The 23,263-nt window shown below is 58.0% G+C and carries 20 protein-coding genes and 1 riboswitch (1 of these 21 cut by a window edge); of the genes, 9 read left to right on the top strand and 11 right to left on the bottom strand.

Going from position 1 to position 23,263, the window contains the following annotated elements; genetic code table 11:
• The 4 genes from thiS to V6582_RS26580 form a co-directional block, all read right to left on the bottom strand.
• Window positions 1-61 carry the start of a sulfur carrier protein ThiS gene (thiS, locus tag V6582_RS26595; protein ID WP_070164515.1) on the bottom strand. It extends 137 nt beyond the left edge of the window, so the window shows 61 of its 198 coding nt (coding positions 1-61); its start codon is at window positions 59-61; its stop codon lies off the left edge, out of view.
• A complete protein-coding gene (gene thiO, locus V6582_RS26590; RefSeq protein ID WP_156632860.1) occupies window positions 58-1,050 on the bottom strand; it encodes a glycine oxidase ThiO in 993 nt (330 codons plus the stop codon). Before thiO ends, thiS begins: the two co-directional genes overlap by 4 nt.
• A 1-nt stretch (window position 1,051) precedes the next feature.
• Window positions 1,052-2,884, bottom strand: a complete 1,833-nt coding sequence (gene thiC / locus V6582_RS26585; protein ID WP_156632859.1) for a phosphomethylpyrimidine synthase ThiC — start codon at window positions 2,882-2,884, stop codon at window positions 1,052-1,054.
• Between the two features lie 105 nt (window positions 2,885-2,989).
• Window positions 2,990-3,108, bottom strand: a riboswitch (TPP riboswitch).
• Window positions 3,109-3,152: 44 nt separating this feature from the next.
• Window positions 3,153-4,187, bottom strand: coding sequence for a dipeptidase (locus V6582_RS26580; protein WP_156632858.1), 1,035 nt, complete (start codon window positions 4,185-4,187; stop codon window positions 3,153-3,155).
• A 247-nt stretch (window positions 4,188-4,434) separates the two neighbouring features.
• Here V6582_RS26580 and V6582_RS26575 point away from each other — a divergent pair, with 247 nt between their 5' ends.
• On the top strand, window positions 4,435-5,943 hold the full coding sequence (locus V6582_RS26575) for a serine hydrolase domain-containing protein (RefSeq protein ID WP_156632857.1): 1,509 nt from the start codon (window positions 4,435-4,437) through the stop codon (window positions 5,941-5,943).
• Between the two features lie 266 nt (window positions 5,944-6,209).
• Here the strand turns inward: V6582_RS26575 and V6582_RS26570 are convergent, their stop codons facing one another.
• From V6582_RS26570 to V6582_RS26550, 5 genes are all read right to left on the bottom strand, one after another.
• Entirely contained in the window at window positions 6,210-7,076 is an 867-nt protein-coding gene (locus V6582_RS26570; RefSeq protein ID WP_156632856.1) for a D-amino-acid transaminase, read from the bottom strand.
• Window positions 7,077-7,102: 26 nt separating this feature from the next.
• Window positions 7,103-8,152: a P1 family peptidase gene (locus V6582_RS26565; protein WP_337739322.1), complete on the bottom strand. Its 1,050-nt coding sequence runs from the start codon at window positions 8,150-8,152 to the stop codon at window positions 7,103-7,105.
• 210 nt (window positions 8,153-8,362) lie between these two features.
• The gene (locus tag V6582_RS26560; RefSeq protein WP_156632854.1) at window positions 8,363-8,851 is read right to left on the bottom strand and encodes a nuclear transport factor 2 family protein; all 489 of its coding nucleotides are present in this window, start codon (window positions 8,849-8,851) and stop codon (window positions 8,363-8,365) included.
• A 105-nt stretch (window positions 8,852-8,956) separates the two neighbouring features.
• Complete coding sequence (locus V6582_RS26555; protein WP_156632853.1) at window positions 8,957-10,108, bottom strand: CaiB/BaiF CoA transferase family protein; 1,152 nt, start codon at window positions 10,106-10,108, stop codon at window positions 8,957-8,959.
• A gap of 10 nt (window positions 10,109-10,118) precedes the next feature.
• Entirely contained in the window at window positions 10,119-11,294 is a 1,176-nt protein-coding gene (locus tag V6582_RS26550) for an acyl-CoA dehydrogenase (protein WP_156632852.1), read from the bottom strand.
• A gap of 100 nt (window positions 11,295-11,394) precedes the next feature.
• Between V6582_RS26550 and V6582_RS26545 the strand changes: the two genes are divergently transcribed.
• Window positions 11,395-12,309 carry a LysR family transcriptional regulator gene (locus V6582_RS26545; RefSeq protein ID WP_156632851.1) on the top strand — a complete coding sequence of 305 codons (915 nt, stop codon included), beginning with the start codon at window positions 11,395-11,397 and terminating at the stop codon, window positions 12,307-12,309.
• A 16-nt stretch (window positions 12,310-12,325) separates the two neighbouring features.
• On the opposite strand, the gene V6582_RS26540 is transcribed toward V6582_RS26545, so the two are convergent.
• A complete protein-coding gene (locus tag V6582_RS26540; RefSeq protein WP_234889758.1) occupies window positions 12,326-12,976 on the bottom strand; it encodes a DUF922 domain-containing Zn-dependent protease in 651 nt (216 codons plus the stop codon).
• A 239-nt stretch (window positions 12,977-13,215) separates the two neighbouring features.
• Here V6582_RS26540 and V6582_RS26535 point away from each other — a divergent pair, with 239 nt between their 5' ends.
• Window positions 13,216-14,175 carry a hypothetical protein gene (locus tag V6582_RS26535; RefSeq protein WP_156632850.1) on the top strand — a complete coding sequence of 320 codons (960 nt, stop codon included), beginning with the start codon at window positions 13,216-13,218 and terminating at the stop codon, window positions 14,173-14,175.
• Between the two features lie 36 nt (window positions 14,176-14,211).
• Here the strand turns inward: V6582_RS26535 and V6582_RS26530 are convergent, their stop codons facing one another.
• On the bottom strand, window positions 14,212-14,937 hold the full coding sequence (locus tag V6582_RS26530) for a pentapeptide repeat-containing protein (protein WP_156632849.1): 726 nt from the start codon (window positions 14,935-14,937) through the stop codon (window positions 14,212-14,214).
• Between the two features lie 481 nt (window positions 14,938-15,418).
• On the opposite strand from V6582_RS26530, the gene V6582_RS26525 reads away from it, so the two are divergent.
• From V6582_RS26525 to nirB, 6 genes are all read left to right on the top strand, one after another.
• Window positions 15,419-16,006 carry an ANTAR domain-containing response regulator gene (locus V6582_RS26525; protein ID WP_070150129.1) on the top strand — a complete coding sequence of 196 codons (588 nt, stop codon included), beginning with the start codon at window positions 15,419-15,421 and terminating at the stop codon, window positions 16,004-16,006.
• Between the two features lie 12 nt (window positions 16,007-16,018).
• Window positions 16,019-17,290 carry a CmpA/NrtA family ABC transporter substrate-binding protein gene (locus V6582_RS26520; RefSeq protein ID WP_156632848.1) on the top strand — a complete coding sequence of 424 codons (1,272 nt, stop codon included), beginning with the start codon at window positions 16,019-16,021 and terminating at the stop codon, window positions 17,288-17,290.
• 406 nt (window positions 17,291-17,696) lie between these two features.
• Window positions 17,697-18,995: a CmpA/NrtA family ABC transporter substrate-binding protein gene (locus tag V6582_RS26515; RefSeq protein ID WP_156632847.1), complete on the top strand. Its 1,299-nt coding sequence runs from the start codon at window positions 17,697-17,699 to the stop codon at window positions 18,993-18,995.
• Between the two features lie 38 nt (window positions 18,996-19,033).
• A complete protein-coding gene (ntrB, locus tag V6582_RS26510) occupies window positions 19,034-19,942 on the top strand; it encodes a nitrate ABC transporter permease (RefSeq protein WP_156632846.1) in 909 nt (302 codons plus the stop codon).
• Between the two features lie 69 nt (window positions 19,943-20,011).
• Window positions 20,012-20,809 carry an ABC transporter ATP-binding protein gene (locus V6582_RS26505; protein WP_041698612.1) on the top strand — a complete coding sequence of 266 codons (798 nt, stop codon included), beginning with the start codon at window positions 20,012-20,014 and terminating at the stop codon, window positions 20,807-20,809.
• A 5-nt stretch (window positions 20,810-20,814) separates the two neighbouring features.
• A complete protein-coding gene (nirB, locus tag V6582_RS26500) occupies window positions 20,815-23,262 on the top strand; it encodes a nitrite reductase large subunit NirB (protein ID WP_156632845.1) in 2,448 nt (815 codons plus the stop codon).
• The last annotated feature ends 1 nt before the right edge of the window (window position 23,263 follow it).

The following is a 23,263-nucleotide window of genomic DNA, read 5'->3' as shown; positions in this document are numbered from 1 at the left end:
GAAGCGTCGAAAGAGTGGGGGCGGAGCAGTCCAATTGCTCCCCATTGACGATCAGTTTCATCGGGTCGCTCTCCGGGTGGGTTGATTTGACGTCGCGTGCTCTATCCGGTCCGCAGCCTGCCGGGCCATGGCGGGAGACAGCAGGAAGCCATGACGGTGCATTCCGGCAATCGCCAAACCATCTTGTGTCTCGACAATGCGCGGCAGATTATCGGCAAAGGCCGGGCGAATGCCAACGCCAGCCTCGATCAGCCGGGCCTCGCCGAAAGCCGGGTTCAGCGTGTAGGCGGCATTCAGGAATTCCATGAGAGACCGGGCGCTGATTGGCCCGTCATCTTGCGCCTCTATCATGGTGGCGCCGATCATGAAGCAATTGTTGTCGCGGGGCACGATATAGATCGGATGGCGCGGATGCAGCAGCCGGATGGGGCGGCTCAGGCTTATATCAGTTGTTTGCAGATAGATCATTTCGCCGCGCACCCCGCGCAGGTTTTCGATCGTGTCGATGGCAGCCGCGCCGGTGCAGTCGATGATGCTATCAAAGCTGCTGGTATCAGGCTCGGCATCTGGTCCGAGATAGAAAGAGACGTCCTGCTGCACCAACGCCTGATAAAGACCGTCCAGTGCCTGGCGTGGATCGAGATGGGCTTCATCGGCAAAAAACAGGCCCTTGCGAAAACGCCCGGCCAAATCAGGTTCCAATGCGGCGATGCCATCGGCATCCAGCCATTGGTAGCCACGCGTACGGCTCGCAAAGCGGTTCAGGTCCTGGATATCGCGGTTCGGGGTCAGCACCAGCGTCCCCTTGCGCGTGACGGAGCCAGGCAAAGCCTGCTCCCACCAATCTGCAGCTGCCAGACCCAGCGTCAGAACCTGCTCTTCCGCGGCTTCCCGCTCACAATAGGGCGCCAGCATGCCGCCTGCATAGTGAGAGGCCCCCTGCCCCACGGAGGTTTTGATATCGCGCAACGCGACATTGATACCGCGTTGAACGAGTTCAAACGCCAATGTGAGGCCGGCAACGCCGGCCCCCTTGATCAGAATGGACATGTCATTCTCCCGCCGGTTGGTTCTCCTCATCGGAGACCGGCATGTAGAGATCACCGCCATCGCGATATTTGGCCGCCATGGCTTCCAGCCCCTCTTTCTGGGCCTCGGCGCGAATATCGTGGGAAATCCGCATCGAACAGAATTTCGGGCCGCACATCGAGCAGAAATGCGCAACCTTATGGGCTTCCTTTGGCAGGGTTTCGTCGTGGAAGGACCGGGCCGTGTCGGGGTCGAGCGACAGATTGAACTGGTCTTCCCAGCGGAATTCGAAACGGGCGCGCGACAGTGCATCGTCGCGGACCTGAGCTGCCGGATGCCCCTTGGCAAGGTCGGCAGCATGAGCAGCGATCTTATAGGTGATCACCCCGGTCTTGACGTCATTGCGATCCGGCAGGCCCAGATGCTCCTTGGGTGTGACGTAGCAGAGCATGGCCGTGCCGTACCAGCCGATCATCGCCGCCCCGATGCCTGACGTGATGTGGTCGTAACCGGGAGCGATGTCTGTGGTCAGCGGACCGAGCGTGTAGAAGGGCGCCTCGCCGCAGGTCTTCAACTGCTTGTCCATATTCTCCTTGATCTTATGCATCGGCACATGGCCGGGGCCTTCGATCATCACCTGGCAATCCTTCGCCCAGGCAATTTTGGTCAGTTCGCCCAGCGTTTCCAGTTCGGCGAATTGCGCGGCATCATTGGCATCTGCAATCGAGCCGGGGCGAAGGCCATCACCCAGCGAGAACGACACGTCATAGGCCCGGCAGATATCGCAGATCTCGTCGAAATGCTCGTAGAGGAAGCTTTCCTTGTGATGATGCAGACACCACTTGGCCATGATCGAGCCGCCGCGCGACACGATGCCCGTGACCCGGTTGACGGTGAGATGAATATAGGAGAGGCGCACGCCGGCATGGATGGTGAAATAATCCACCCCCTGCTCGGCTTGTTCGATCAGCGTATCGCGGAACACGTCCCAGGTCAGATTTTCAGCAATGCCATGCACCTTTTCCAGGGCCTGATAGAGCGGCACTGTGCCAATCGGCACCGGGGAATTGCGGATGATCCAGTCGCGGATATTGTGAATGTTGCGTCCGGTGGAGAGGTCCATCACCGTATCAGCGCCCCAGCGGATCGCCCAGACCATTTTTTCCACTTCCTCGGCCATGGAGGAGGTGACGGCTGAATTGCCGATATTGGCATTGATCTTCACCAGAAAATTCCGGCCGATAATCATCGGCTCGGCTTCCGGGTGGTTGATATTGGCCGGGATGATGGCGCGGCCCATGGCCACTTCCTGACGGACAAATTCTGGCGTGACATAATCCGGGATGGAAGCGCCAAAGCTTTCGCCATCGCGGATCAGAGCTTCTTTGGCGGCTTCGCGGCCAATATTCTCGCGGATGGCAATAAACTCCATCTCCGGGGTGATAATGCCGGCGCGGGCATAGGCAAGCTGGGTTACGGCTTTGCCGGGTTTTGCCTTCAAGGGCGCATTGCGCACCGGAAATTCCGGCGTCAGCTTTTCGCCGGTCGCAAAACCATTATCCTCCGGCTTGACGTGACGTCCGGCATAGGCCTCGACATCGCCGCGTGCGACCACCCATTCGGCGCGAATGCGCGGCAAGCCTGCATCGATGGCAATGGTGGCGTTCGGGTCGGTATAGGGGCCGGAACTATCATACACATTGACGGGCGGCTCGCCCGAGGTGGGGTGCAGCGTGATCTGGCGCATCGGCACGCGGATCTGCGGGTGGATCTCTCCGGCAATATGGACCTTGGCAGAGGCGGGAAGCGTCCCGGTGGTGACTTCGGGGGTTGGAAACTGTGGGGCGATATTCATTTTTGAGGCTCCAAGTGTTCAGGTTGGAGACCCAGTCATGACAGCCGGAATGATGGAAAGACGCTTTACCAGCCCATAACGGGACAACCCAATACGGGCCATGGTTTTGCAGCGCTTGCACCGTCCCTACGCCAGTATGAACTGGATCAGGTTCAACGGGTCACCGCGCTGCTGTTATGCGTAGCGGAATCTCAGCCCCTTGCGGGACACCCCTGGTGAATGCCTTTAGAATAGCTGGGTTCGCTCTGGCGTCAATGGTTAATGTACGTCAAGCGCCCCAGGTCCGTTCCAGCACTGAAATCCAGTTTCCGTGGCAGATCTTGGCAATCGAGGTCGCATCATAACCACGCGCCTCCAGCCCCTGGACGATCAAGGGAAGACCGGTTGCATCCTTCAGGGCGTCTGGAACGGTGGTGCCGTCGAAGTCTGAGCCGAGCGCCACATGATCGATGCCCATGCGCGTCACCATATAATCGATGTGGTCGATGAGCACATCCAGCGGTGTATCGAGATTGCGTTGGCCGTCCTCGCGCAGGAAAATCACCCCGAAATTGATGCCGACCAGTCCGCCGCTGTCACGGATGGCGTCCAGCTGCTTGTCTGTAAGGTTGCGGCTATGAGGGCAAAGCGCGTGGGCGTTGGAATGGGAGGCGACAAGCGGCGCCTTGGAAAGACCGGCGATATCCCAAAACCCCTGTTCGTTCATATGAGAGAGATCGACCATGATCTTCAGCTCATTACAGGCCCGGATCAGGTCCTTGCCAGCATCAGTCAGGCCGGGGCCGATATCCGGGGAGGATGGAAAGCGGAAGGGAACGCCATGCGCAAAGATATTCGGTCGGCTCCAGACGGGACCGAGCGAGCGGAGCCCCGCCTGATGCAGCACATAAAGTGCATCGAGATCGGCAGCGATGGCCTCTACGCCTTCGATGTGAAAAACCGCCGCGAAGATTTCATTTTCCAGGCAATGCCGGATATCGGCGGCACTGCGGCAGACCTTGACGCGACCAGCCGAGTTCGCCTCGATTTCAAACAGCAGCCGAGCCATGGCCAGTGTCTCATTCAGCGCTTCCGGCTGGGCCGGGGCCTGAAAATCCCCGGCGTCATTGGGTTTGAAGCTTGGTGAGGGAATGAACACGGCACAAAGTCCACCGGCCAGTCCACCCTGGCGCGCCTTGGGCAAATCAATATGCCCGGCCTCGCCACCCTGCAAAAAATCGCGGTAGGGATGGGGACGGCCAGAGCGGCGCAGCCGTAGCAGCACATCGTTATGGCCATCGAAAACGGGAACGGTCTGTGTCATTGCTCTTTCCTTGCACATCATACGCACGCATCTGCCACGCCGATGCATCCTTGCATTGAAGATTCGTGAATATCCAAATGCATCAAAGACTTGACATATTTGGCTCCCAAATGCCACCCATTGAGACCGATGTCAGACTGTATTGTCATCACGCGCGGGCAACAAAGCGCGTTGCCATCCAACCTCTACGGATGTGGTAAGTGACAACGCTATCATTGTCGCGGATATTTCGGCGGTAAAAGATTGAATGGAACAGATGTTAAACTGGAAAGACGCCGAACGGGCCGTCAAAGCCGCTCTTGAACCTTGGACGCAGGACGGCCCCGGCGGGGCGGTGATCGGTTTTGACCTAGATGGCATCCGGTTTGGGTTAAGCGGCGGCGTTGAAAACCTGAGCACGGGCGCGTTCTTTACCCCCGATAGTGTCATTCGCTATGCCTCGGTCACCAAACATGCCTTTTGTACGCTGGTTCTGTCTCATCCAGACCTTATCCGCCTTGATGACCGGTTGGGTGCGCATCTGCCGGAACTGCAAGAACCGCTCGCCAGTGTCACGGTTGGCCGCGCTCTGGATATGAGCGGCGGCTTGCCGGATACCCGTGAGGCGCTAAGCCTGCTTGGATTGTCGGTCTATTCGGAAACCAGAAGCGGGCCGTTATTGGACTTTCTCAGCCGCCAAACCCGGCTGAACTTTGCCGCAGGCAGTGAAGTTTCCTATTCCAATACCGGCTACCGGCTGGTGGAAGCAGCGCTTGAGCGCAAGGGCATTTATTTCCGCGATTATATCCAGCGTGCTGGCGCAGAAACCGGTGCGGCTTTCGATGCGCCAGAAGGTTGGAACGATGTCATCAGCGGGCTTGTCCCCGGCTATTGGAATGATGGCCAGAAATGGCAGCTTTCCGCCGCTGGCCTACATATTTCCGCCTCCGGCAGCATGACAGGCAGCGCCCGCTCGCTTGCCCTATGGCTGCAAGCCCTGCTGAAGGGAGAAAGCGCGCTGGCCGGGCGGCTCGAAGCCATGGCAGCTTTTCGCCCGCTCGCCGATGGCAGGCCAAGCGGTTACGGGCTGGGACTGGCACGCACACGGTTGGGCGAGAAGGACTTTGTTGGTCATGGCGGCTCGCATCCGGGCTACAAGACATATTTTCTGCTCGATCCTGAAACAGGCGTTGGTTTCGTCGTTGTTTCCAACCGGGAGGACACCAATGGCGCTAAAATTGCCCAATCGGCAATGATCGCGCTGTTCGGCCTGCCCCTGCCACGCTTGTCGAGGGCGCTTCGTGACGGGCTTTACGTGGAAGACAGCGGCCCGAACTGGATTGAAGTGAAGGCAAGCAGCATCATTGCGCTCGATGCCGAGGACGCGGCCTATGATGACGGCGACGGCTGGGTTTCCTCGCGCTCTTCCACCTCGCCGCTGCGGCTGAAAATGCAGGGAGACGATATTATCGGCGACGTCGGCCATGGGCCGCGCCATTACCGACCAGCCAAGAACAATGGTGTTTCACCATCGCTTTCCGGCACCTGGTTTTCGCCGGAAGGCGCCCGATTTGAAATCCACGGTTCCATGCTGGTGATGGGCATCGGCCCAACCCGCCAGTCCATGCGCTTGCAAGCCCTGGGGGGCGGACGCTACCTCTTCACGCTTCACGATGGTCCCTGGACCAAGCGGATCTGCCTGAACATGCTCAGTGAAAACCGCCTGGAACTGGTTCTGTCCCGCGCCCGGATGATTGAGTATCAACGGGCGGGTTAGCGTTTTTTAGGTTGGGATCGGACCACGGTACATCCCCCTCAAGGGGGGAGATCGACAAGGGTAAGCTTGTCGCTCCATATCTGCTCTTTAAATGTGGACATCATGGCCGTATCGGCTGAAATTGCGGATTGACCCCATCCGATCTCCCCCCTTGAGGGGGAGATGTCCGGCAGGACAGAGGGGGGTAGGCCACAGATAAAAACGATAGCGTCGTGTAAGGGAAACCCAGGCTCCACCTTTCCCTGACAACCAAACTTCAGGTTCGATTAAATCGCCGTCCTGCGGGCGTTCTCCATGTACAGCGCCCGCAACCGCGTCACGACCGGGCCGGGTTTGCCATCGCCGACCGGCTTGCCGTCGATGGTGGTGATCGGCACGATAAAATTCGAGGCGCTGGTCAATGCCGCTTCGCGGGCCGCCAGTGCTTCCTCGACGCTGAACGGGCGCTCTTCGATAACAAGCCCACTTTCCTTTGCCAATTGCAACAGCGCCAGCCGGGTGCAGCCGGGCAATGTCGCGTTACTATTGGCGCGGGTGATGATCTTGTCATCGGCGGTGACGATATAGGCCGTTGAGGACGCGCCCTCGGTCACGAAACCGTCTTCCACCATCCAGGCTTCGTCACATCCTTCGGCCTTAGCGATGCGCTTGGCCAGAACCTGCGGCAGAAGGCAGACGCTTTTGATGTCGCGCCGCGCCCAGCGCTGGTCCGTCACGGTTTTGACCTTCAGGCCTTTTTCCATGACGGCGGCAAGGTCGAGCGATTTCGACTGGGTAAACAGCAGCAACGTCGGAGCGAGGTCCTCGGAATAGAGAAAATTGCGGTCCTCGGCGCCTCTTGTATATTGCAGATAGATCATCCCTTCCTTCAAGCCGTTCTCGGCAATCAGCCGCCGCTCAATCTCGACGATTTCATCCGTCGAAACCGGCAGATGCCCGCCGATTTCGCCGACACTGCGCTCCAGCCGGGCCATGTGCAGGGCGCTGTCCACCAGCTTGCCGTCCAGCACGGCGGTCACTTCATAGATGCCGTCACCAAACAGGAAACCACGGTCGAAAATCGAGATATGCGCTTCGTTTTCAGCCAGGAAGGCGCCATTGAGATAGACGGTGCGAAGGGCGGGATTGGACATGCAAACTCCTGTCATGCGGAAGAACGTCAGAGACGACGGATCGTGTCGAGAGAAATGGAGGAAACAACGGTCGGCTTGCCCGTTGCGGCATTAACGCCGGCCATGGAAACGGCCATGGTCAGCGAATTGAGGATCGCCTCCTCGGTTGCCTCGATCACAGCCTCGAAAAGCGGCGAAACAACGTCATTGGAGAGCTGTTCGACACTCATCATCGCCTTTCGGCGCGCCGGGGTGCGCCGGACCGAGTCTGCCGTCGAGAATGCCAGTGCATAATCGCCTGAACCATTGCTGAGCGCAGCACCGGTGCGGGCAAGGCCGCCAAAGCAGCGTTCAGCCAACCGGGTCAGATTGCGCGGGCAAAGCGGCGCATCGGTCGCCACGATCATGACGATGGAGCCATCCTTGTCGTGAACCGCATCGGAGCGATAGGGCTTGCCCGCAACGAGCAAATGGCCGCCATAGTTGGACTGCACGAGAACGCCGATTGTATATCGGGCATTGCCGATCTCAACCAGCCGCGAGCTGGTGCCGATGCCACCTTTCAGCCCGAAAGCCACGGTTCCCGTGCCGGCACCGACAGCCCCCTCCTCTACCGGACCAGGCTGTGCCGTCGCAATCGCCGCGCAAATCTCCTGGGCATCGGGACGGGCAGCGCGGATATCATTGAGGCGGCTGTCATTGGTTTCACCGACTACGGCGTTGAGCGAGGTGACACACTCGTTACCCTTCTGGGCCAGCGTATAGAGATTGATCGCCTCGATGGCGCGCCCGACCGCAAGCGTGTTGGTGAGCACAATCGGGGTCTCGATCTCACCAAGCTCGACGATCTGGGTGCTGCCGGCAAATTTGCCGTAACCATTCAAAACAGCAAAACCGGCAGGCACCTTGTCCTGAAACAGATTGCCACCATGCGGAAGGATCGCGGTAGCGCCGGTGCGCGTCCGCTCCCCGTCTATCAGGGTCTTATGACCAACGGAAACGCCTGTGACATCGGTAATGGCATTGAGCGGTCCGGCGGGATAATGGCCGACGGGGCCACCAAGCTCCCTGAACCGCGCACGCGAATTTTCCGTCACATCCTGCTCCGCCAATCGTCAAATCGGCGGCACCCTACGCCCGGGTCTAACAAATATCACGGCAAATCTAGGGATATCCACCATGTTGTCGAAAGGCTCGAAGATGCTTACGCATCCTCGGCTTGAAGACATTGCAAATCTCTCGAATGCAGCCGGGGCTCGAGGGATTTGCAAAAGGAAACCGATCAGTGATCTTCAATGACTGATCGTTCACGGCTTGGTCGCGGAATCCCAATGTTCGTCCGCCTTGCCATCCACGAAACGCCAGCTGTCGAACCAGGTCGTGGTATAGGTCTTGGTCGGGTCTTTGGGGTCCTTCAGTTCGCGGGGAAAGGCAACGGTGACGATGTCCCCTTCAGCCACCACCGAGACCACTTTGGTCTGCATCTTTTCCGGGATCGGCGAAGGCGTGACTTTTCGCACCTTGGTGAAATAGTCGATCACGCCCTGACGGCCCGATGCCGCATTGGGATTGTGCTGAATGTAGCGCTCGGTCAGATAGAGCTCGGCACGGTCCCAGTGATTGGCCTCCAGCAGTTCCTTCAGGATCTTATAGGTCGCCTGCTTGTTGCGGTTCAGCACCGGATCGGGGCTGGTAAACAGCGCTTCGGCATTGTCAACGCCACGAACTGGCTCCTGTGCAAAAACACCTGAGGCGAGGCTGAACGACAGCGCAACGATGGAAAGAAAGATTTTCATGGCCGATCCCGTCAGTGAATGATGGACGCTTTGAGATCACACCCCAGCGCCCCATGCAAGACGGCAGTTTTCCGACCCATAGAAACCAAAAGGAAACCAGCCTTTTCAATCCTTAGCGCGCCGTATCTCCGCCAGAACCTCAGCGGTATGTTCTCCCAGGCGCGGTGCGCGACGTGCGGTCTCCAGCTCTGCCTGCGAAAACACAATGGGTGTTCGAATGCCCGGCACGCCATCCGGGGTGATCTTCATCTGCCGGAAGGCAAATTGCGGATCGGCAAACAGGTCCGCCACCGTGTTGATCGGCCCGGCTGGAACGGTCGCCGCCTCCAGCCGTGCCAAAAGATCGTCGCGCTCGAACTGCCTTGTCTTGTCTTCCATCACCATGGTCAATTGATCGCGATGGGCGACACGGGCCGCATTGGTGGAAAATTCAGGTGCCACCGCCAGTTCGGAAAGACCCAGCACACCGCACAGCCGGACAAATTGGCCGTCGTTGCCGCAGGCGATGATGATATGGCCATCGGCAACCGGAAAGGTCTGGTAGGGTGCGATATTGGGATGATTATTGCCCATCCGCTTCGGCACAATGCCGGAAGCAGCGTAATTCATCGCCTGATTGGCCAATACCGCCGACATGCAATCGAACAATGCCATGTCGATGAACTGCCCGCGCCCGGTCTGAAGGCGTTGGGCCAGCGCCGCCTGGATGGCGATCACGCCATAAAGCCCGGTGAAGATATCGGCAAAGGCAACGCCGATCTTCTGCGGCGCACCATCAGGTTCTCCGGTCAGGTCCATGATGCCGCTCATGCCCTGGATCATGAAATCATACCCAGCACGTTGCGCATATGGCCCATCCTGGCCAAAGCCGGTGACGGAGCAATAGACCAGCTTCGGATTGAGGTCTTTCAGGCTGTCGTAATCGAGGCCATATTTGGCAAGACCCCCAACCTTGAAATTCTCGATCACCACATCGGCGGAGGCAATCAGATCGCGAAGGGTTTTGATATCCTCAGCCTTGGTGAAGTCCGCTGTGATCGACCGTTTGCCGCGATTGCAGGCGTGGAAATAGGCAGCAGCCTTCTCCACACCGTCATCGATGAAAGGCGGTCCCCAGCTACGGGTATCGTCGCCTTGCGGGCTTTCCACCTTGATCACGTCGGCGCCAAGGTCGGCCAGCGTCTGGCCAATCCAGGGACCGGCCAGAATCCGGGCCAGTTCGATGACCTTCAATCCCGACAGTGGCGCATTCGACATCGATCTGCCCTCAGAAAAATGCCTGGATGCCGGTCTGGGCGCGGCCCAGGATCAGCGCATGCACATCATGGGTGCCTTCATAGGTATTGACCGTTTCCAGGTTCTGCGAATGCCGCATGACATGATATTCGATCTGGATACCATTGCCGCCGTGCATGTCGCGGGCCATGCGGGCAATATCCAGCGCCTTGCCGCAATTGTTGCGCTTGATAAGGGAAATCATTTCCGGCGCATGCTTGTGCTCGTCCATCAACCGCCCAACCCGCAAGGACGCCTGCAAGCCCAGCGCGATTTCGGTCTGCATATCGGCGAGCTTCTTCTGATAGAGCTGCATCCCGGCCAACGGCTTGCCAAACTGATGGCGGTCGAGACCATATTGACGCGAGCGAACCCAGCAATCCTCGGCAGCGCCCATGACGCCCCAGGAAATACCATAGCGCGCCCGGTTCAGGCAGCCGAACGGGCCTTTCAACCCACTGACGCCTGGCAGCAAGGCATCCTCACCAACCTCGACGCCGTCCATAACGATTTCGCCGGTAATCGAGGCGCGTAGCGATAGCTTGCCGCCGATCTTCGGGGCGGACAGCCCCTTCATGCCCTTTTCCAGCACAAAGCCGCGAATGGCGCCATCATGCGCCTCGGATTTCGCCCAGACCACGAAGACATCGGCAATCGGCGCGTTGGAAATCCACATTTTCGAGCCGCGCAAACGGTAACCGCCCTCGATCTTTTCGGCTCTGGTTTTCATGCCGCCCGGATCGGAGCCCGCGTCAGGTTCGGTCAGGCCGAAGCAACCGATCAACTCACCGGACACCAGACCAGGCAAATATTTGTCTTTCTGTTCTTCCGAGCCATAGGCAAAGATCGGATGGATCACCAGCGAGGATTGCACGCTCATCATCGACCGGAAACCGGAATCCACCCGCTCCACTTCGCGCGCCACCAGCCCGTAGCTGACGTAATTTGCTCCCGCTGCGCCATATTTTTCCGGTAGGGTTACGCCCAGCAAGCCAGCCTTGCCCATCAGCGGGAACAGTCCACGCTCCGTCGTTTCGTTGAGATACATGTCCTCGACACGGGGGCTCAGTTCCGCCTTGGCAAATGCCGCCGCTGCATCGCGGATCATCCGCTCTTCTTCGCTCAACTGGTCTTCCAGCAGAAAGGGATCGTCCCACACAAAGCTCATGGCATCCTCGCATCAAAAATTCTGAACACCAGTTTCGCAGATCAAACCGGATTCGCAAAACAATGTTTACGAAACGGGATATGAGTTATAATCATAGCTGATGAAGCTCATTCAACGCCGTTTGCTGCCGTCCACCAGCGCCCTGGTCACCATGGACTCCGTGGCGAGGCTGGGCAGTTTTTCCGCTGCCGCCAGCGAATTGAACCTGACGCAGGGCGCGATCAGCCGGCAGATTCAGACCCTGGAAGAGCAATTGGGAACGCAACTTTTCCTGCGCAACGGTCGCGGCGTGGTCCCGACGCCGCGTGGGGAGAATTTTCACCGCGCCATCCAGGCAGCGCTCTCTCTCATTCAGGACGCCTCGCTGGAGGCCATGACCGGTTCGCAAGGCAATGCGCTGAACATCGCCATTCTCCCGACCTTTGGAACACGTTGGCTGTTGCCACGCATTTCCAGCTTTGTCGCCACCCATCCGCATATCAACCTGAATTTCGCAACCCGCATCGGGATATTTGATTTCGATGCCGAACAATTGGATGCCGCCATCCATATCGGCAAGCCAAACTGGCCGCGTGCCACCAGCACTTTCCTGATGGACGAGACCGTGGCGCCGGTGTGCAGTCCGGCTTTTCTAGCCAGCCATCGCATCAAATCGGACAGCGATCTCGCCGACCTGCCGCTGATCCAGATGAAGTCGAGACCGCTGGCTTGGGACCATTGGTTTGACAGCCTCGGCATCACCGCCACACCGCGCGCCGCCATGAGTTTCGAGCAGTTCATGAATGTGGCCCAGGCCAGCATTGCCGGGCTTGGCATCGCGCTGATGCCGCTATTTCTGATCGGGCCGGAGTTGGAAAGCGGTCAGCTCGTCCTGGCATCGCAGCACAGGGTCAACAGCCAGAGCAATTATTATCTCGTGTCACCGGATAACCGTTCAGCATCAAAACCGCTGGCGGCATTTTCGCAATGGCTTCTGCAGGAGGTAAAGGCCTTCACAGACGGAGAGCCAATTTAACGAAAAACGCTGCTTTTCACCCGCCATTGACCAGCGCCAGGATAAGCTGCTGGATGGGTCCGCCCGGCGCCATTTCGGCTTGCTCGAATATCCGGTCCCGCTCACGCTTCCGGTCGGAAATTTCTCCCAGGCGCTTTGTCAGGTCCGTGCGGATTTTCTTGCAGTCGGGATCATCCGGCACGGTCAGACCGATGCTTGCCGCCTCGATCGCCTTGACCATGTCCTTGATGTTTTGACCGTGGACGCGCTCGTGTGTCTCAATCCCGGCGATAAATTTCGCCCAGTTTTCCCGAACCGGACTTGTAAGCGACTGGGATGGACGGGGCAGCGTATAGATAACAGTCAATTTGGGAATGGCCGTCTCCAGCACGCACGTGCTGCCATGCGGCACATATTTGCGTGTCCATGTCAGCTTGAATGTGGTATGAGCAATAACATGTATCCGTTTGTCAGTACCAATCATCGGGCCTTTTTCCCCGATGGATTGATAGAGTTGCGGCCCGCTCTGACCTGATACGGGGTAAGTCGCAATCTGCTCGACCGCTTGCCAGTCTGCGAATGATGGATTTGCGACATTTAAAAAAAGCCATGCCATAACGCCAATAGCCATTTTCTTCGAGCGAAATACACCCGATAGGTTGTTACTGCCAAAAAAGCGATCAAGCATGGTTGTTCATGATCCTGTGACAAGGGCTCGTTACTGAAACAATAGTAAGGTTTATTTTCCTGCCTCAAACACACCTCTGAAAGCAAGTGTTTTTTTGCCCGAGAATACTCTAACTCATTGAAATAAAACAAATGTCACGATTTCGCCACAATGTAATGTACTGTATTAGGCGTGGATGACGCATAACTCCTATCCATCGAATCGTGCTGTTTGGCAGCATTCGCCAGGAGACTTCAGTGATGCAGACAATTGAATCGAACCCGCAGGACCTAGAATCCATTGCTCGTAAAGGTAGTGCCTTTCGCCGCATGGCTGTGCGAATTCCGACATATATTGCCGACGTGAAGGAAAACCCTGCATGGCTGCCGATGTTTATGCTGGCCAGAACCATGCCGGGTCGACACCTGCACTGGCTGACGGCACGCAAGCATAAAACAGGCACCCATACCCAAGCCAGCATGTTTAAGGCAGACAGCGGTGCCGCCACTCTTGCCTTGCGCAAGGACGGAATTTTCACCGGCCTGCAATTGCCCGGCGACATCCATGAAGCCATTCATGACCATGCGCTGAAAACGTCCTGCTTCGGGAATTTCGACCGGCGACTGGAATTCAAGGCAGGCGATCATGCCGAAGCCGAGAAAACCTTCGGACGCCCGATCCTGAGCGGTCACCTGTTCGAGCGGACATTGAATTGCGAAGCCGCTGTCGCCGTGCAAAGAGATCCGTTGCTGATCGATATCGCCAAAAATTATCTTGGCGGTCAGGCGCAGTTGATCACCACTCGTCTCTGGTGGAGCTTTCCAACTGCCGCCACCGAGAAAGACCGCAGCATGGCCTCGCTCGACAAGTTTCATTTCGACCTCGACGACTGGCGCATGTTGAAATTCTTCTTCAATATCAATAGCGTCGATGAGGGAACGGGGCCGCATATCTTCGTCAAGGGCAGCCACCGCCGCCGCCGTCTGAAACACCAGTTGACCTTGCTTGTCGGCCACCCGGCAGAAGAAGTTCTTGACTATTACGGCAAGGACAGCGCTGTCACGCTCACCGGACCGGCGGGATCAGGCTTTGTTGAAGACCCGTTTGGTTTCCATATGGGTACGGTGCCAACGGCTAAGCCACGCTTGATGATGGAAGTCGGCTTTGGTGTTTCCAAACCGTCAAAGCGCCGCTTCCACGGCGAACCGATCCTGCGCTGAACCGCTGAACGCTGCCAGTCGTTAATCCGCAGGCCATTAATCCGCAGGACAGGGCCAATCTGATGGATTGGTCAATCCTGCGGGAAGCTTGGTCTTTGCATCACCGCAGGCAAGGTTGACCTGCTCCTGTTTCAGCCCTTTGGCTGTCGACAGGTCCACGCCCTCAATGCGGGTCCGAAACAGAAATGCGTCTTCAAAATCGACGCCGCCATCCAGCCGCGCAAAATTAAAACTGGCGCGCGACAGATTTGCCAATGTGAATTTGGCTCCCATCAGAATGGATTTTTCGAAATTGACCCGGCTGAGTTCCGCCTTGGTAAAATCAGCACCGGCCAGATTGGCGCCAGCTAAATTGACGCGCTGCATTTCCGCGGAGATAAAAGTGGCGTCCACGCCAGACATTGCCGACATTTCGGCTCGGTAGGATTCGATACGGTCGAATTTCGCACCATCGGCATTGGCACCGGCAAAAGAGGCGCGGATCAATGTCGCCTTTTCCAGATCGGCGGCCTGCAAACTGGAATTGCTCAAATCGGTAAAACTCAAGTCCGCATCATAGAGATTGGCAGCGCGTAGGTCGCTGCCGCCCAGCATCAATTGCCGTTTGCGGCATTCCGACCAATCGACCTTGCTGGCCGGGCCGCTTCGGCAATCGGCTGCCTGAGCAACGCTCGTTCCGAGCATGGAGACGACAACGAGAGAAAACAGGCAAGACGCAAGCCTGGCAGTGTTTTTGACATCCTGGAACAAAGCGAATTGCATAGATCTGGTCCAACCTCACCTTTTGGCCATGCACGGAAACCAACAACACGGTCACCACGCATTCCCCCCACTGCATAATTCCTTAAATCCCACCTGATGTAAGGAGAAAATCATGCAGCAATTTAACGTGCTATAGCCCTTTGTTTTTACGCATCTTGTTTGACACATCTTGTTTTGACGCATCTCTGCGCACCATTCACATATGGAAACGATAGAGGCGTCAAGTCTGCTATCGACCTATCTAACCAGACCTTCCCTTGTTACCCAACAAGTCTCTGCTCAAATCGCCCTTTACGGGTACGATTTTTCTCCAAAATCGTCGATTGCCCTTCAAAAACCCAGCTTCGTCAAGAAAAACATCACCCGGACAGACTGTCATGCTCACAAATCATGCCGGGCGGCGATCCTTTCGAACAACTTGGCAGGTTCATTGGTATGCAATGCAATTGTCAAGTATTTCGCGGTGCGGTAAGCCTGCTGCGTGACCCATAGCGACCTGACCATTCTTGTCATCGATGAAAATGCCATCCGCGCCTCGATTATCGAGGAAGGGCTGCGGGAGGCAGGGCATCTGCATGTCACAGTTATCAATGAGGTCCAGGGTATCGCCCGCAGCATAGAAACGCTGGCGCCAGACGTGATCATCATCGACCTGGAAAGCCCCAATCGCGATATGCTTGAACATCTGTTTCAACTGAGCCGCAGTGTCAGCCGACCGATTGCGATGTTCGTCGACCGCGCCGATACGGAATCGATTGCCGCTGCCGTCGATGCCGGGGTTTCCGCCTATATCGTCGATGGATTGCGCAAGGAGCGCGTCAAGCCGATCCTCGATATGGCTGTCATCCGGTTCAGGGCCTTCGACAGGTTGCAGCGCGAATTGACGGAAGCCCGCACGGCGCTGGAAGAGCGCAAGGTGATCGAGCGGGCCAAGGGCATCCTGATGAAAATGCGCGGCCTTTCGGAAGAAGAGGCTTTCGCCCTGCTGCGGCAAAGCGCCATGAACGAGAAAAAGAAAATGGTGGAGATCGCCCAAAGCGTTGTCACCGCCGCCAGCCTTTTGATGTGAGGACGCCAGACCATGACCGAGGCCGCCACACAGAGGTCCGTTCTTTCCGCACCGGCACCAGGCCGGACGGAAACCCGTCACCTGCGCGTCGGCTTCATTCCGCTGGTCGATGCCTCGGTGTTGATTGCCGCCGTTGAATTCGGCTTTGCGGCGCGCCATGGCCTGACGCTGGAGCTGGTCAAGGACGTGTCCTGGGCCAATCTCCGTGACCGACTGGCCTTCCAGCAATTCGATGTCGCTCACATGTTGTCGCCGATGCCGGTCGCCTCCATGCTCGGCCTCGGCTCCAACCCCTCCCCGACCATTACGGCGTTTTCGCTGGGACAGGGTGGCAATGCTATCACCCTGTCGATCCGGCTGTTTCAGCGGATGGAAGAAACCGGGTTGGTTGCAGCGCAGGCGAGCGCGCTGGACAATGTCCGGGCGCTGGCCCGTGTGCTGGAGACCATGCGTGAACGCGGCGAGCCGATGCCGACCTTGGGCATGACCTATCCGTTTTCCTCGCATAATTACGAATTTCGCTATTGGCTGGCCGCTGGCGGCATCGATCCAGACCGCGATGTGAAGCTGGTCGTGGTGCCGCCGCCGCTCACCTCCGATGCCCTGGCCGCAGGCGCCATCGATGGCTTTTGTGTCGGCGCCCCCTGGAACATGGTCGCGTCCGAGCGCGGCGTTGGCCGGATCGTCGCCGCCAAGCAGGATATCTGGCCATCGGCCCCTGAAAAAGTGCTGGGTATGCGCCCGGATTGGGCGGCGGCAAACCAGGATACTGTTAACAGGTTGATCACGGCTCTCGATGAGGCTGCCCGTTGGTGCGACGCGCCCGACAACCGCGATGCGCTGGCCGAAATGCTCTCCGCACCACGCTATATCGGCGCGCCTGGAGACATCATCCGTCATGTACTGGGCGGTGTCTTCCATCTGGATGCAAAAGGCAATCGCCGGGTCATCGACCACTATTTCCGCTTCCATGCCGAGCAGGCAAACTACCCCCGCCCAAGCCAGGCCTTGTGGATCTATAGCCAGATGATCCGCTGGGGACAGACGCGCTACGACGCCGCCGATGTGGAAAAAGCAGCCAGCGCTTTTCGCCCGGATATCTACCGCACCGCTCTTGGTCTGCCTGACCACTTGGCAGAAGACGATTTACGGGTAGAGGGACTGCGCGACGGAGACCGTTTCATCGATGGTTTCGTCTTCGATCCCGCCAAACTTGCCTCCTATCCAAAGCAGTTTCCGGTGCACGCCCCTCTTGCAACATCTGCGGGACCAGACGAAATTTGATCGGATTTCGGGCAGTTTTTTCGCCACGTAAATAAGCACTGCGCAATAATTAGACGAGAGCCTCGACAGATTTTCGATTGGCCTCCGTTAACGTTCCATCGACATCCAAAATCCATGTCTTTCGCCTGATTTTTTAAATTGTTTAATTTCAATACATTAACTTCTTAATTCGCATCAGACCCGAGCAATTCCGCTCTTCTCGCTAGGTTTTTATAAAACTGGCACAGGCTTTGCTTCTGTATATTTGCGTGGTCAACGGCGACCGACGCGAAATAGCGCAGACGCTGCGCTTTCCCTGAGACATCGACGTCGCAAGGTTTTTGAGCGGACACCTCCCGGTCCGCGCAGGAATCTTCGCGGCGTTTTTTTGCGTTTTGCCCTTTTGCCCGCCCGACAGGAGCCAGTCATGACCCGCATCGCCCATCACGCTATCAATCGCCGTTCAATTCTCAAGGCAACAGGTGCGGCCGCCACACTTGCCGCCGCCCGCATCCTGTTGCCCACAGGCGCGCTGGCGGCCACCGCCACCCCGGAAGTCAGCGGTGCCAAGCTTGGCTTCATCGCCCTGACGGATGCCGCCCCCTTGATCATCGCGCAGGAAAAAGGCCTGTTTGCCAAATATGGCATGACCGGTGTGGAAGTGTCGAAACAGGCATCCTGGGGTGCGACCCGCGACAACCTTGTGCTGGGCGGCGCATCCAATGGCATTGACGGCGCTCATATCCTCACCCCGATGCCCTACCTGATGCAAACCGGCAAAGTAACGCAAAACAGCGTGCCCGTGGCCATGTCGATCCTTGCCCGCCTCAATCTCGACAGCCAGGGCATTTCGGTGGCCAAGGAATATGCAGAAACCGGCGTCGCCCTTGACGCCGCCAAGCTGAAGGACGCTTTTGCCGCCAAGAAAGCCAAGACCGGCGAAGTCAAGGTGGCGATGACCTTTCCGGGTGGCACCCATGATCTGTGGATTCGCTACTGGCTTGCCGCTGGCGGCATCAATCCCGACAAGGACGTCTCAACCATCGTCGTGCCGCCACCGCAGATGGTCGCCAATATGAAAGTCGGCTCCATGGACGCCTTCTGCGTCGGCGAACCCTGGAACGAGCAACTGGTCAACCAGGGCATCGGCTTTACAGCCTGTACCACCGGCGAGCTCTGGAAGGGCCACCCTGAAAAAGCCTTCTCGATGCGCACCGACTGGGTGGAAAAGAACCCCAATGCCACCAAAGCGCTGATGATGGCGATCATGGAAGCGCAGATCTGGTGCGACAGCATGGAGAACAAGGCCGAAATGGCCGACATTCTCGGCAAGCGCCAATGGTTCAACGTGCCGCCAAAGGATGTGCTTGGCCGCCTGAAGGGCAATATCAATTACGGCAATGGCCGCGTGGTGGAAAACACCGGCTTGCAGATGAAATTCTGGCAGGACCATGCCTCCTACCCGTTCAAGAGCCATGACCTGTGGTTCCTCACCGAAAACATCCGCTGGGGCAAGTTTGCCGCCGATCTCGACATGAAAGCACTGGTCGACAAGGTCAACCGGGAAGACATCTGGCGGGCTGCCGCCAAGGATCTGTCGGTCGCCAGCGCCGATATTCCGGCATCGACCTCACGCGGCAAAGAGACCTTCTTCGACGGCAAGGTCTTCGACCCTGAAAACCCGAAGGCCTATCTCGACAGCCTGACCATCAAGGCTACGGCGTGACCGCACGCAACAGGAGAAAGCCGCAACAGGAGAAACCAATGTCCGCAAGTCTTCGCAAAGCAGAACCCACAGCCCTTGCCGCCCATCAATCGGCCGCCCCTCAGTCAGTTGGAACAGTGGTTGCCATGACGCGCCGCCCCACCCGCAGGCTCAACAGTCAGCGCATCGGCGCAAATGTGTTGCGCAATGTCGTGCCACCATTCGTCGTTCTCGCCATCCTGCTGGGCATCTGGCAGATCGCCTGTTCCCATGCAGGTGCAACCTTGCCGCCGCCAAGCCAGGTCTGGGAAGAAGCCCATGACCTGATCACGGCCCCGTTCTTCAACAATGGGCCGCAGGATATCGGTCTTGGCCTGCGCGTTTTGGTGTCGCTGGAGCGGGTGGCAATCGGCTTCGGGCTGGCGGCCATTGTCGGCGTCTTTCTCGGTGCTGTGGTCGGCCAGAGCATCTGGGCAATGCGCGGCCTGGACCCGATCTTCCAGATCTTGCGCACCGTGCCGCCGCTTGCCTGGTTGCCGCTATCGCTGGCTGCCTTCCAGAATTCCAATCCCTCGGCGATTTTCGTGATCTTCATCACCTCGATCTGGCCGGTCATCATCAACACTGCCGTCGGCGTGCGCAATATTCCCGACGATTACCGCAATGTTGCCCGGGTGCTGCGGCTGAACCCGCTGGAATTCTTCATCCGCATCATGGTGCCTGCCGCCGCCCCTTACATCTTTACCGGGCTTCGCATCGGCGTCGGCCTGTCGTGGCTGGCCATCGTTGCCGCTGAAATGCTGACCGGCGGCGTCGGCATCGGCTTCTTCATCTGGGATGCGTGGAATTCCTCGCGGCTCTCCGACATCATCGTGGCGCTTGCCTATATCGGTGTGACCGGCTTTGTCCTCGACAAGCTCGTCGCTCTCCTTGGCAGTGTCATCACCCGTGGCACCGCGAAAAACTAAGCATGACCAGGAAAAGTGTGAAGCGGTTTTCCGTCCGGTCATGCGCACAACAAAAGGAGAGGCCTGCTAATGAATGCCTATCTCAAAATCGACCATATCGACAAAAGCTTCGAACGATCAGGCACAAAGACCGAGGTATTGAAAGATGTCTCCCTGTCCATCGGCAAGGGCGAGTTCGTCTCGATCATCGGCCATTCCGGCTGTGGCAAGTCCACGCTGCTGAATCTGATCGCCGGTCTGACCCGCGTAACCGCAGGCGCGATCCTGCTGGAAAACACCGAGGTCAACGCGCCGGGGCCGGAACGGGCCGTGGTCTTTCAGAACCATTCGCTGCTGCCATGGCTGACGGTGTATGAAAACGTCAATCTCGCCGTCTCCAAGGTGTTTGCTGGCCGCAAGACCAAAGCGGAAAAGCATGACTGGGTGATGCGCAATCTCGATCTTGTGCAGATGGGGCATGCAAAGGACAAGCGGCCCGCGGAGATTTCCGGCGGCATGAAACAGCGTGTCGGCATTGCCCGGGCGCTGGCCATGGAGCCGAAAATCCTGTTGCTGGACGAACCGTTCGGGGCACTGGACGCGCTGACCCGCGCCCATTTGCAGGACGCCGTGATGGAAATCCATGCGCGCCTCGGCAATACGATGATCATGATTACCCATGATGTCGATGAGGCCGTGCTGCTCTCCGACCGGATCGTCATGATGACCAACGGCCCCGCCGCAAAGATCGGTGAAGTGCTTGATGTGCCGATCCCGCGCGTTCGTGACCGCATCGCATTGGCCGGAGACCGGACCTATCTCAAATCCCGCGAAGCCGTGTTGAAGTTCCTCTACGAACGTCACCGCTTCGTCGAAGCCGCGGAGTAAACACTATGGCGGAAAAACTGGTTATCATCGGCAATGGCATGGCGCCGGGCCGGATGCTGGAAGAGCTTTTCGAAAAAGCTCCCGGCCTTTATGACGTCACCGTTTTCAATGCCGAGCCGCGCGTCAATTACGACCGCATCATGCTCTCGCCGGTGCTGTCGGGCGAAAAAGCCTATGAAGATATCATCATCCATAACGATCAATGGTATGAAACCCATGGCGTGACCCTGCATCGCGGCGCGAAAGTCTCCGGTATTGACCGGCAGGCAAAAACCGTAACCTCGGAAAACGGCATCACCGCCGCCTATGACAAGCTGGTGATTGCCACCGGCTCCCTGCCCTTCATCATTCCGGTCCCCGGTCATCAATTGCCCGGCGTGCTCGCCTATCGCGATCTCGATGATGTCGAGAAAATGCTGGAGATCAGCAAGGGCCAAGGCCGGGCCATCATCATCGGCGCGGGGCTGCTGGGGCTTGAAGCCGCCTATGGCTTGAAGCGTCAGGGCATGGAGGTCACCGTCATTCACTTGATGCCGACCATCATGGAGCGCCAGCTCGACCCCGCTGCCGCCTATCTTCTGGAAAAGGCGCTTTCCGAACGGGGCATCGAGATCATCACCAAAGCCAATACCAAGGCGATCCTCGGTACGGACAAAGTCGAAGGCATCGAGCTGGAAGATGGCCGGGTGATTTCAGGCGACGTGGTGGTGATGGCGGTTGGTATTCGTCCGGCTTCACAGCTTGCCAAGGATGCCGGTCTTGCCGTCAATCGCGGCATCGTTGTTGATGACGGCATGCAGACGTCGGACGCGTCGATCTTTGCGCTTGGCGAATGCGCCGAGCATCGCGGCATGTGCTACGGCCTGGTTGCGCCGCTCTATGAAAGCGCCCGGGTGCTGGCCGACCGGCTGACTGGTGGTCATGCCGAATATCACGGCTCCGTCGTCAATACCAAACTCAAGGTCACCGGCATCAACCTGTTTTCCGCCGGGGATTTTGCAGAAGCACCTGACCGCGAAGAAATCGTGCTGCGCGATGCCTCATCCGGCATCTACAAGCGGCTGGTGCTGAAGGATAACCGCATTGTCGGCGCCGTGCTTTACGGCGAAACCGGTGATGGCTCGTGGTTCTTCGATCTGATGAAGCGCGGCACCGACATTTCGCAGATGCGCGACACGCTTATTTTCGGCCAGTCCTACCAGGGGGGTACACCGCTGGACCCTATGGCGGCCGTTGCAGCCTTGCCGGATGATGCGGAAATCTGCGGCTGCAACGGCGTCTGCAAGGGTAAGATCGTCTCGACCATTACCGGCAAAGGCCTGACCTCACTGGATGAGGTGCGCGCCCATACGAAAGCCTCCGCCTCCTGCGGCAACTGCACCGGCCTTGTCGAGCAGGTCATGGCGCTGACGCTGGGTGATGCTTATAACCCAAAGGCCGTCACGCCGATCTGCGCCTGCTCCGACCTTGGCCATGACGATGTGCGCAGGCTGATCAAGGCCAAGGGACTGAAGACCATCCCCGCCGTCATGCAGGAACTGGAATGGAAAAGCTCCTGCGGCTGCGCCAAATGCCGCCCGGCGCTCAACTATTACCTCGTCTGCGATTGGCCGGACGAATATGCCGACGACTATCAGTCGCGCTTCATCAATGAGCGCGTCCATGCCAACATCCAGAAAGACGGCACCTATTCGGTCGTGCCGCGCATGTGGGGCGGCGTCACCAATGCCGCCGAACTCAGGGCCATTGCCGATGTGGTCGACAAGTTCGAAATCCCCATGGTCAAGGTCACCGGCGGCCAGCGCATCGACCTGCTGGGCATCGAAAAGGAAGACCTGCCCGCCGTCTGGGCCGATCTCGGCAAGGCAGGCTTCGTCTCCGGCCAGGCCTATGCCAAGGGTCTGCGCACCGTAAAGACCTGCGTCGGCTCCGACTGGTGCCGGTTCGGCACGCAGGATTCCACCGGGTTTGGCATCAAGCTTGAAAAATTCATGTGGGGCTCCTGGACGCCCGCCAAGTTGAAACTGGCCGTCTCCGGCTGTCCGCGCAACTGCGCCGAAGCGACCTGCAAGGATATTGGCGTCATCTGCGTCGATTCAGGCTACGAGATTCATTTCGCAGGCGCTGCTGGTCTCGACATCAAGGGTACCGATGTTCTGGGCCTCGTCAAAACCGAGGAAGAGGCGCTGGAGCATATCGTTGCGCTGACCCAGATGTACCGCGAACAGGGCCGCTATCTGGAGCGGATCTACAAATGGGCAAAACGCATTGGCCATGACGAGGTGCGCCGCCAGATCATGGAGGATGAAACCAAGCGCAAGGCCTATTTCGACCGCTTCGTTTTCAGCCAGACATTCGCCCAGGTCGACCCCTGGTCGGAGCGCGTTTCCGGCAAGGACAAGCATGAGTTCAAGCCGATGGCGACCATCGGCTACACCCAGGCAGCGGAGTGAG

Source organism: Agrobacterium vitis (assembly GCF_037039395.1).
Classification (GTDB): domain Bacteria; phylum Pseudomonadota; class Alphaproteobacteria; order Rhizobiales; family Rhizobiaceae; genus Allorhizobium; species Allorhizobium vitis_E.
The sequence above is the reverse complement of the archived record's forward strand: the minus strand, read 5'-3'. Positions and strand labels throughout refer to the sequence as shown.

Bases quoted from the DNA above. Each gene is read 5' to 3' on its own strand.
- thiO (WP_156632860.1), bottom strand. From the start codon at position 1,050: ATGTCCATTCTGATCAAGGGGGCCGGCGTTGCCGGCCTCACATTGGCG.
- thiC (WP_156632859.1), bottom strand. From the start codon at position 2,884: ATGAATATCGCCCCACAGTTTCCAACCCCCGAAGTCACCACCGGGACG.
- V6582_RS26580 (WP_156632858.1), bottom strand. From the start codon at position 4,187: ATGACACAGACCGTTCCCGTTTTCGATGGCCATAACGATGTGCTGCTA.
- V6582_RS26575 (WP_156632857.1), top strand. From the start codon at position 4,435: ATGGAACAGATGTTAAACTGGAAAGACGCCGAACGGGCCGTCAAAGCC.
- V6582_RS26570 (WP_156632856.1), bottom strand. From the start codon at position 7,076: ATGTCCAATCCCGCCCTTCGCACCGTCTATCTCAATGGCGCCTTCCTG.
- V6582_RS26560 (WP_156632854.1), bottom strand. From the start codon at position 8,851: ATGAAAATCTTTCTTTCCATCGTTGCGCTGTCGTTCAGCCTCGCCTCA.
- V6582_RS26555 (WP_156632853.1), bottom strand. From the start codon at position 10,108: ATGTCGAATGCGCCACTGTCGGGATTGAAGGTCATCGAACTGGCCCGG.
- V6582_RS26550 (WP_156632852.1), bottom strand. From the start codon at position 11,294: ATGAGCTTTGTGTGGGACGATCCCTTTCTGCTGGAAGACCAGTTGAGC.
- V6582_RS26545 (WP_156632851.1), top strand. From the start codon at position 11,395: ATGAAGCTCATTCAACGCCGTTTGCTGCCGTCCACCAGCGCCCTGGTC.
- V6582_RS26540 (WP_234889758.1), bottom strand. From the start codon at position 12,976: ATGCTTGATCGCTTTTTTGGCAGTAACAACCTATCGGGTGTATTTCGC.
- V6582_RS26535 (WP_156632850.1), top strand. From the start codon at position 13,216: ATGCAGACAATTGAATCGAACCCGCAGGACCTAGAATCCATTGCTCGT.
- V6582_RS26530 (WP_156632849.1), bottom strand. From the start codon at position 14,937: ATGCAATTCGCTTTGTTCCAGGATGTCAAAAACACTGCCAGGCTTGCG.
- V6582_RS26520 (WP_156632848.1), top strand. From the start codon at position 16,019: ATGACCGAGGCCGCCACACAGAGGTCCGTTCTTTCCGCACCGGCACCA.
- V6582_RS26515 (WP_156632847.1), top strand. From the start codon at position 17,697: ATGACCCGCATCGCCCATCACGCTATCAATCGCCGTTCAATTCTCAAG.
- ntrB (WP_156632846.1), top strand. From the start codon at position 19,034: ATGTCCGCAAGTCTTCGCAAAGCAGAACCCACAGCCCTTGCCGCCCAT.
- V6582_RS26505 (WP_041698612.1), top strand. From the start codon at position 20,012: ATGAATGCCTATCTCAAAATCGACCATATCGACAAAAGCTTCGAACGA.
- nirB (WP_156632845.1), top strand. From the start codon at position 20,815: ATGGCGGAAAAACTGGTTATCATCGGCAATGGCATGGCGCCGGGCCGG.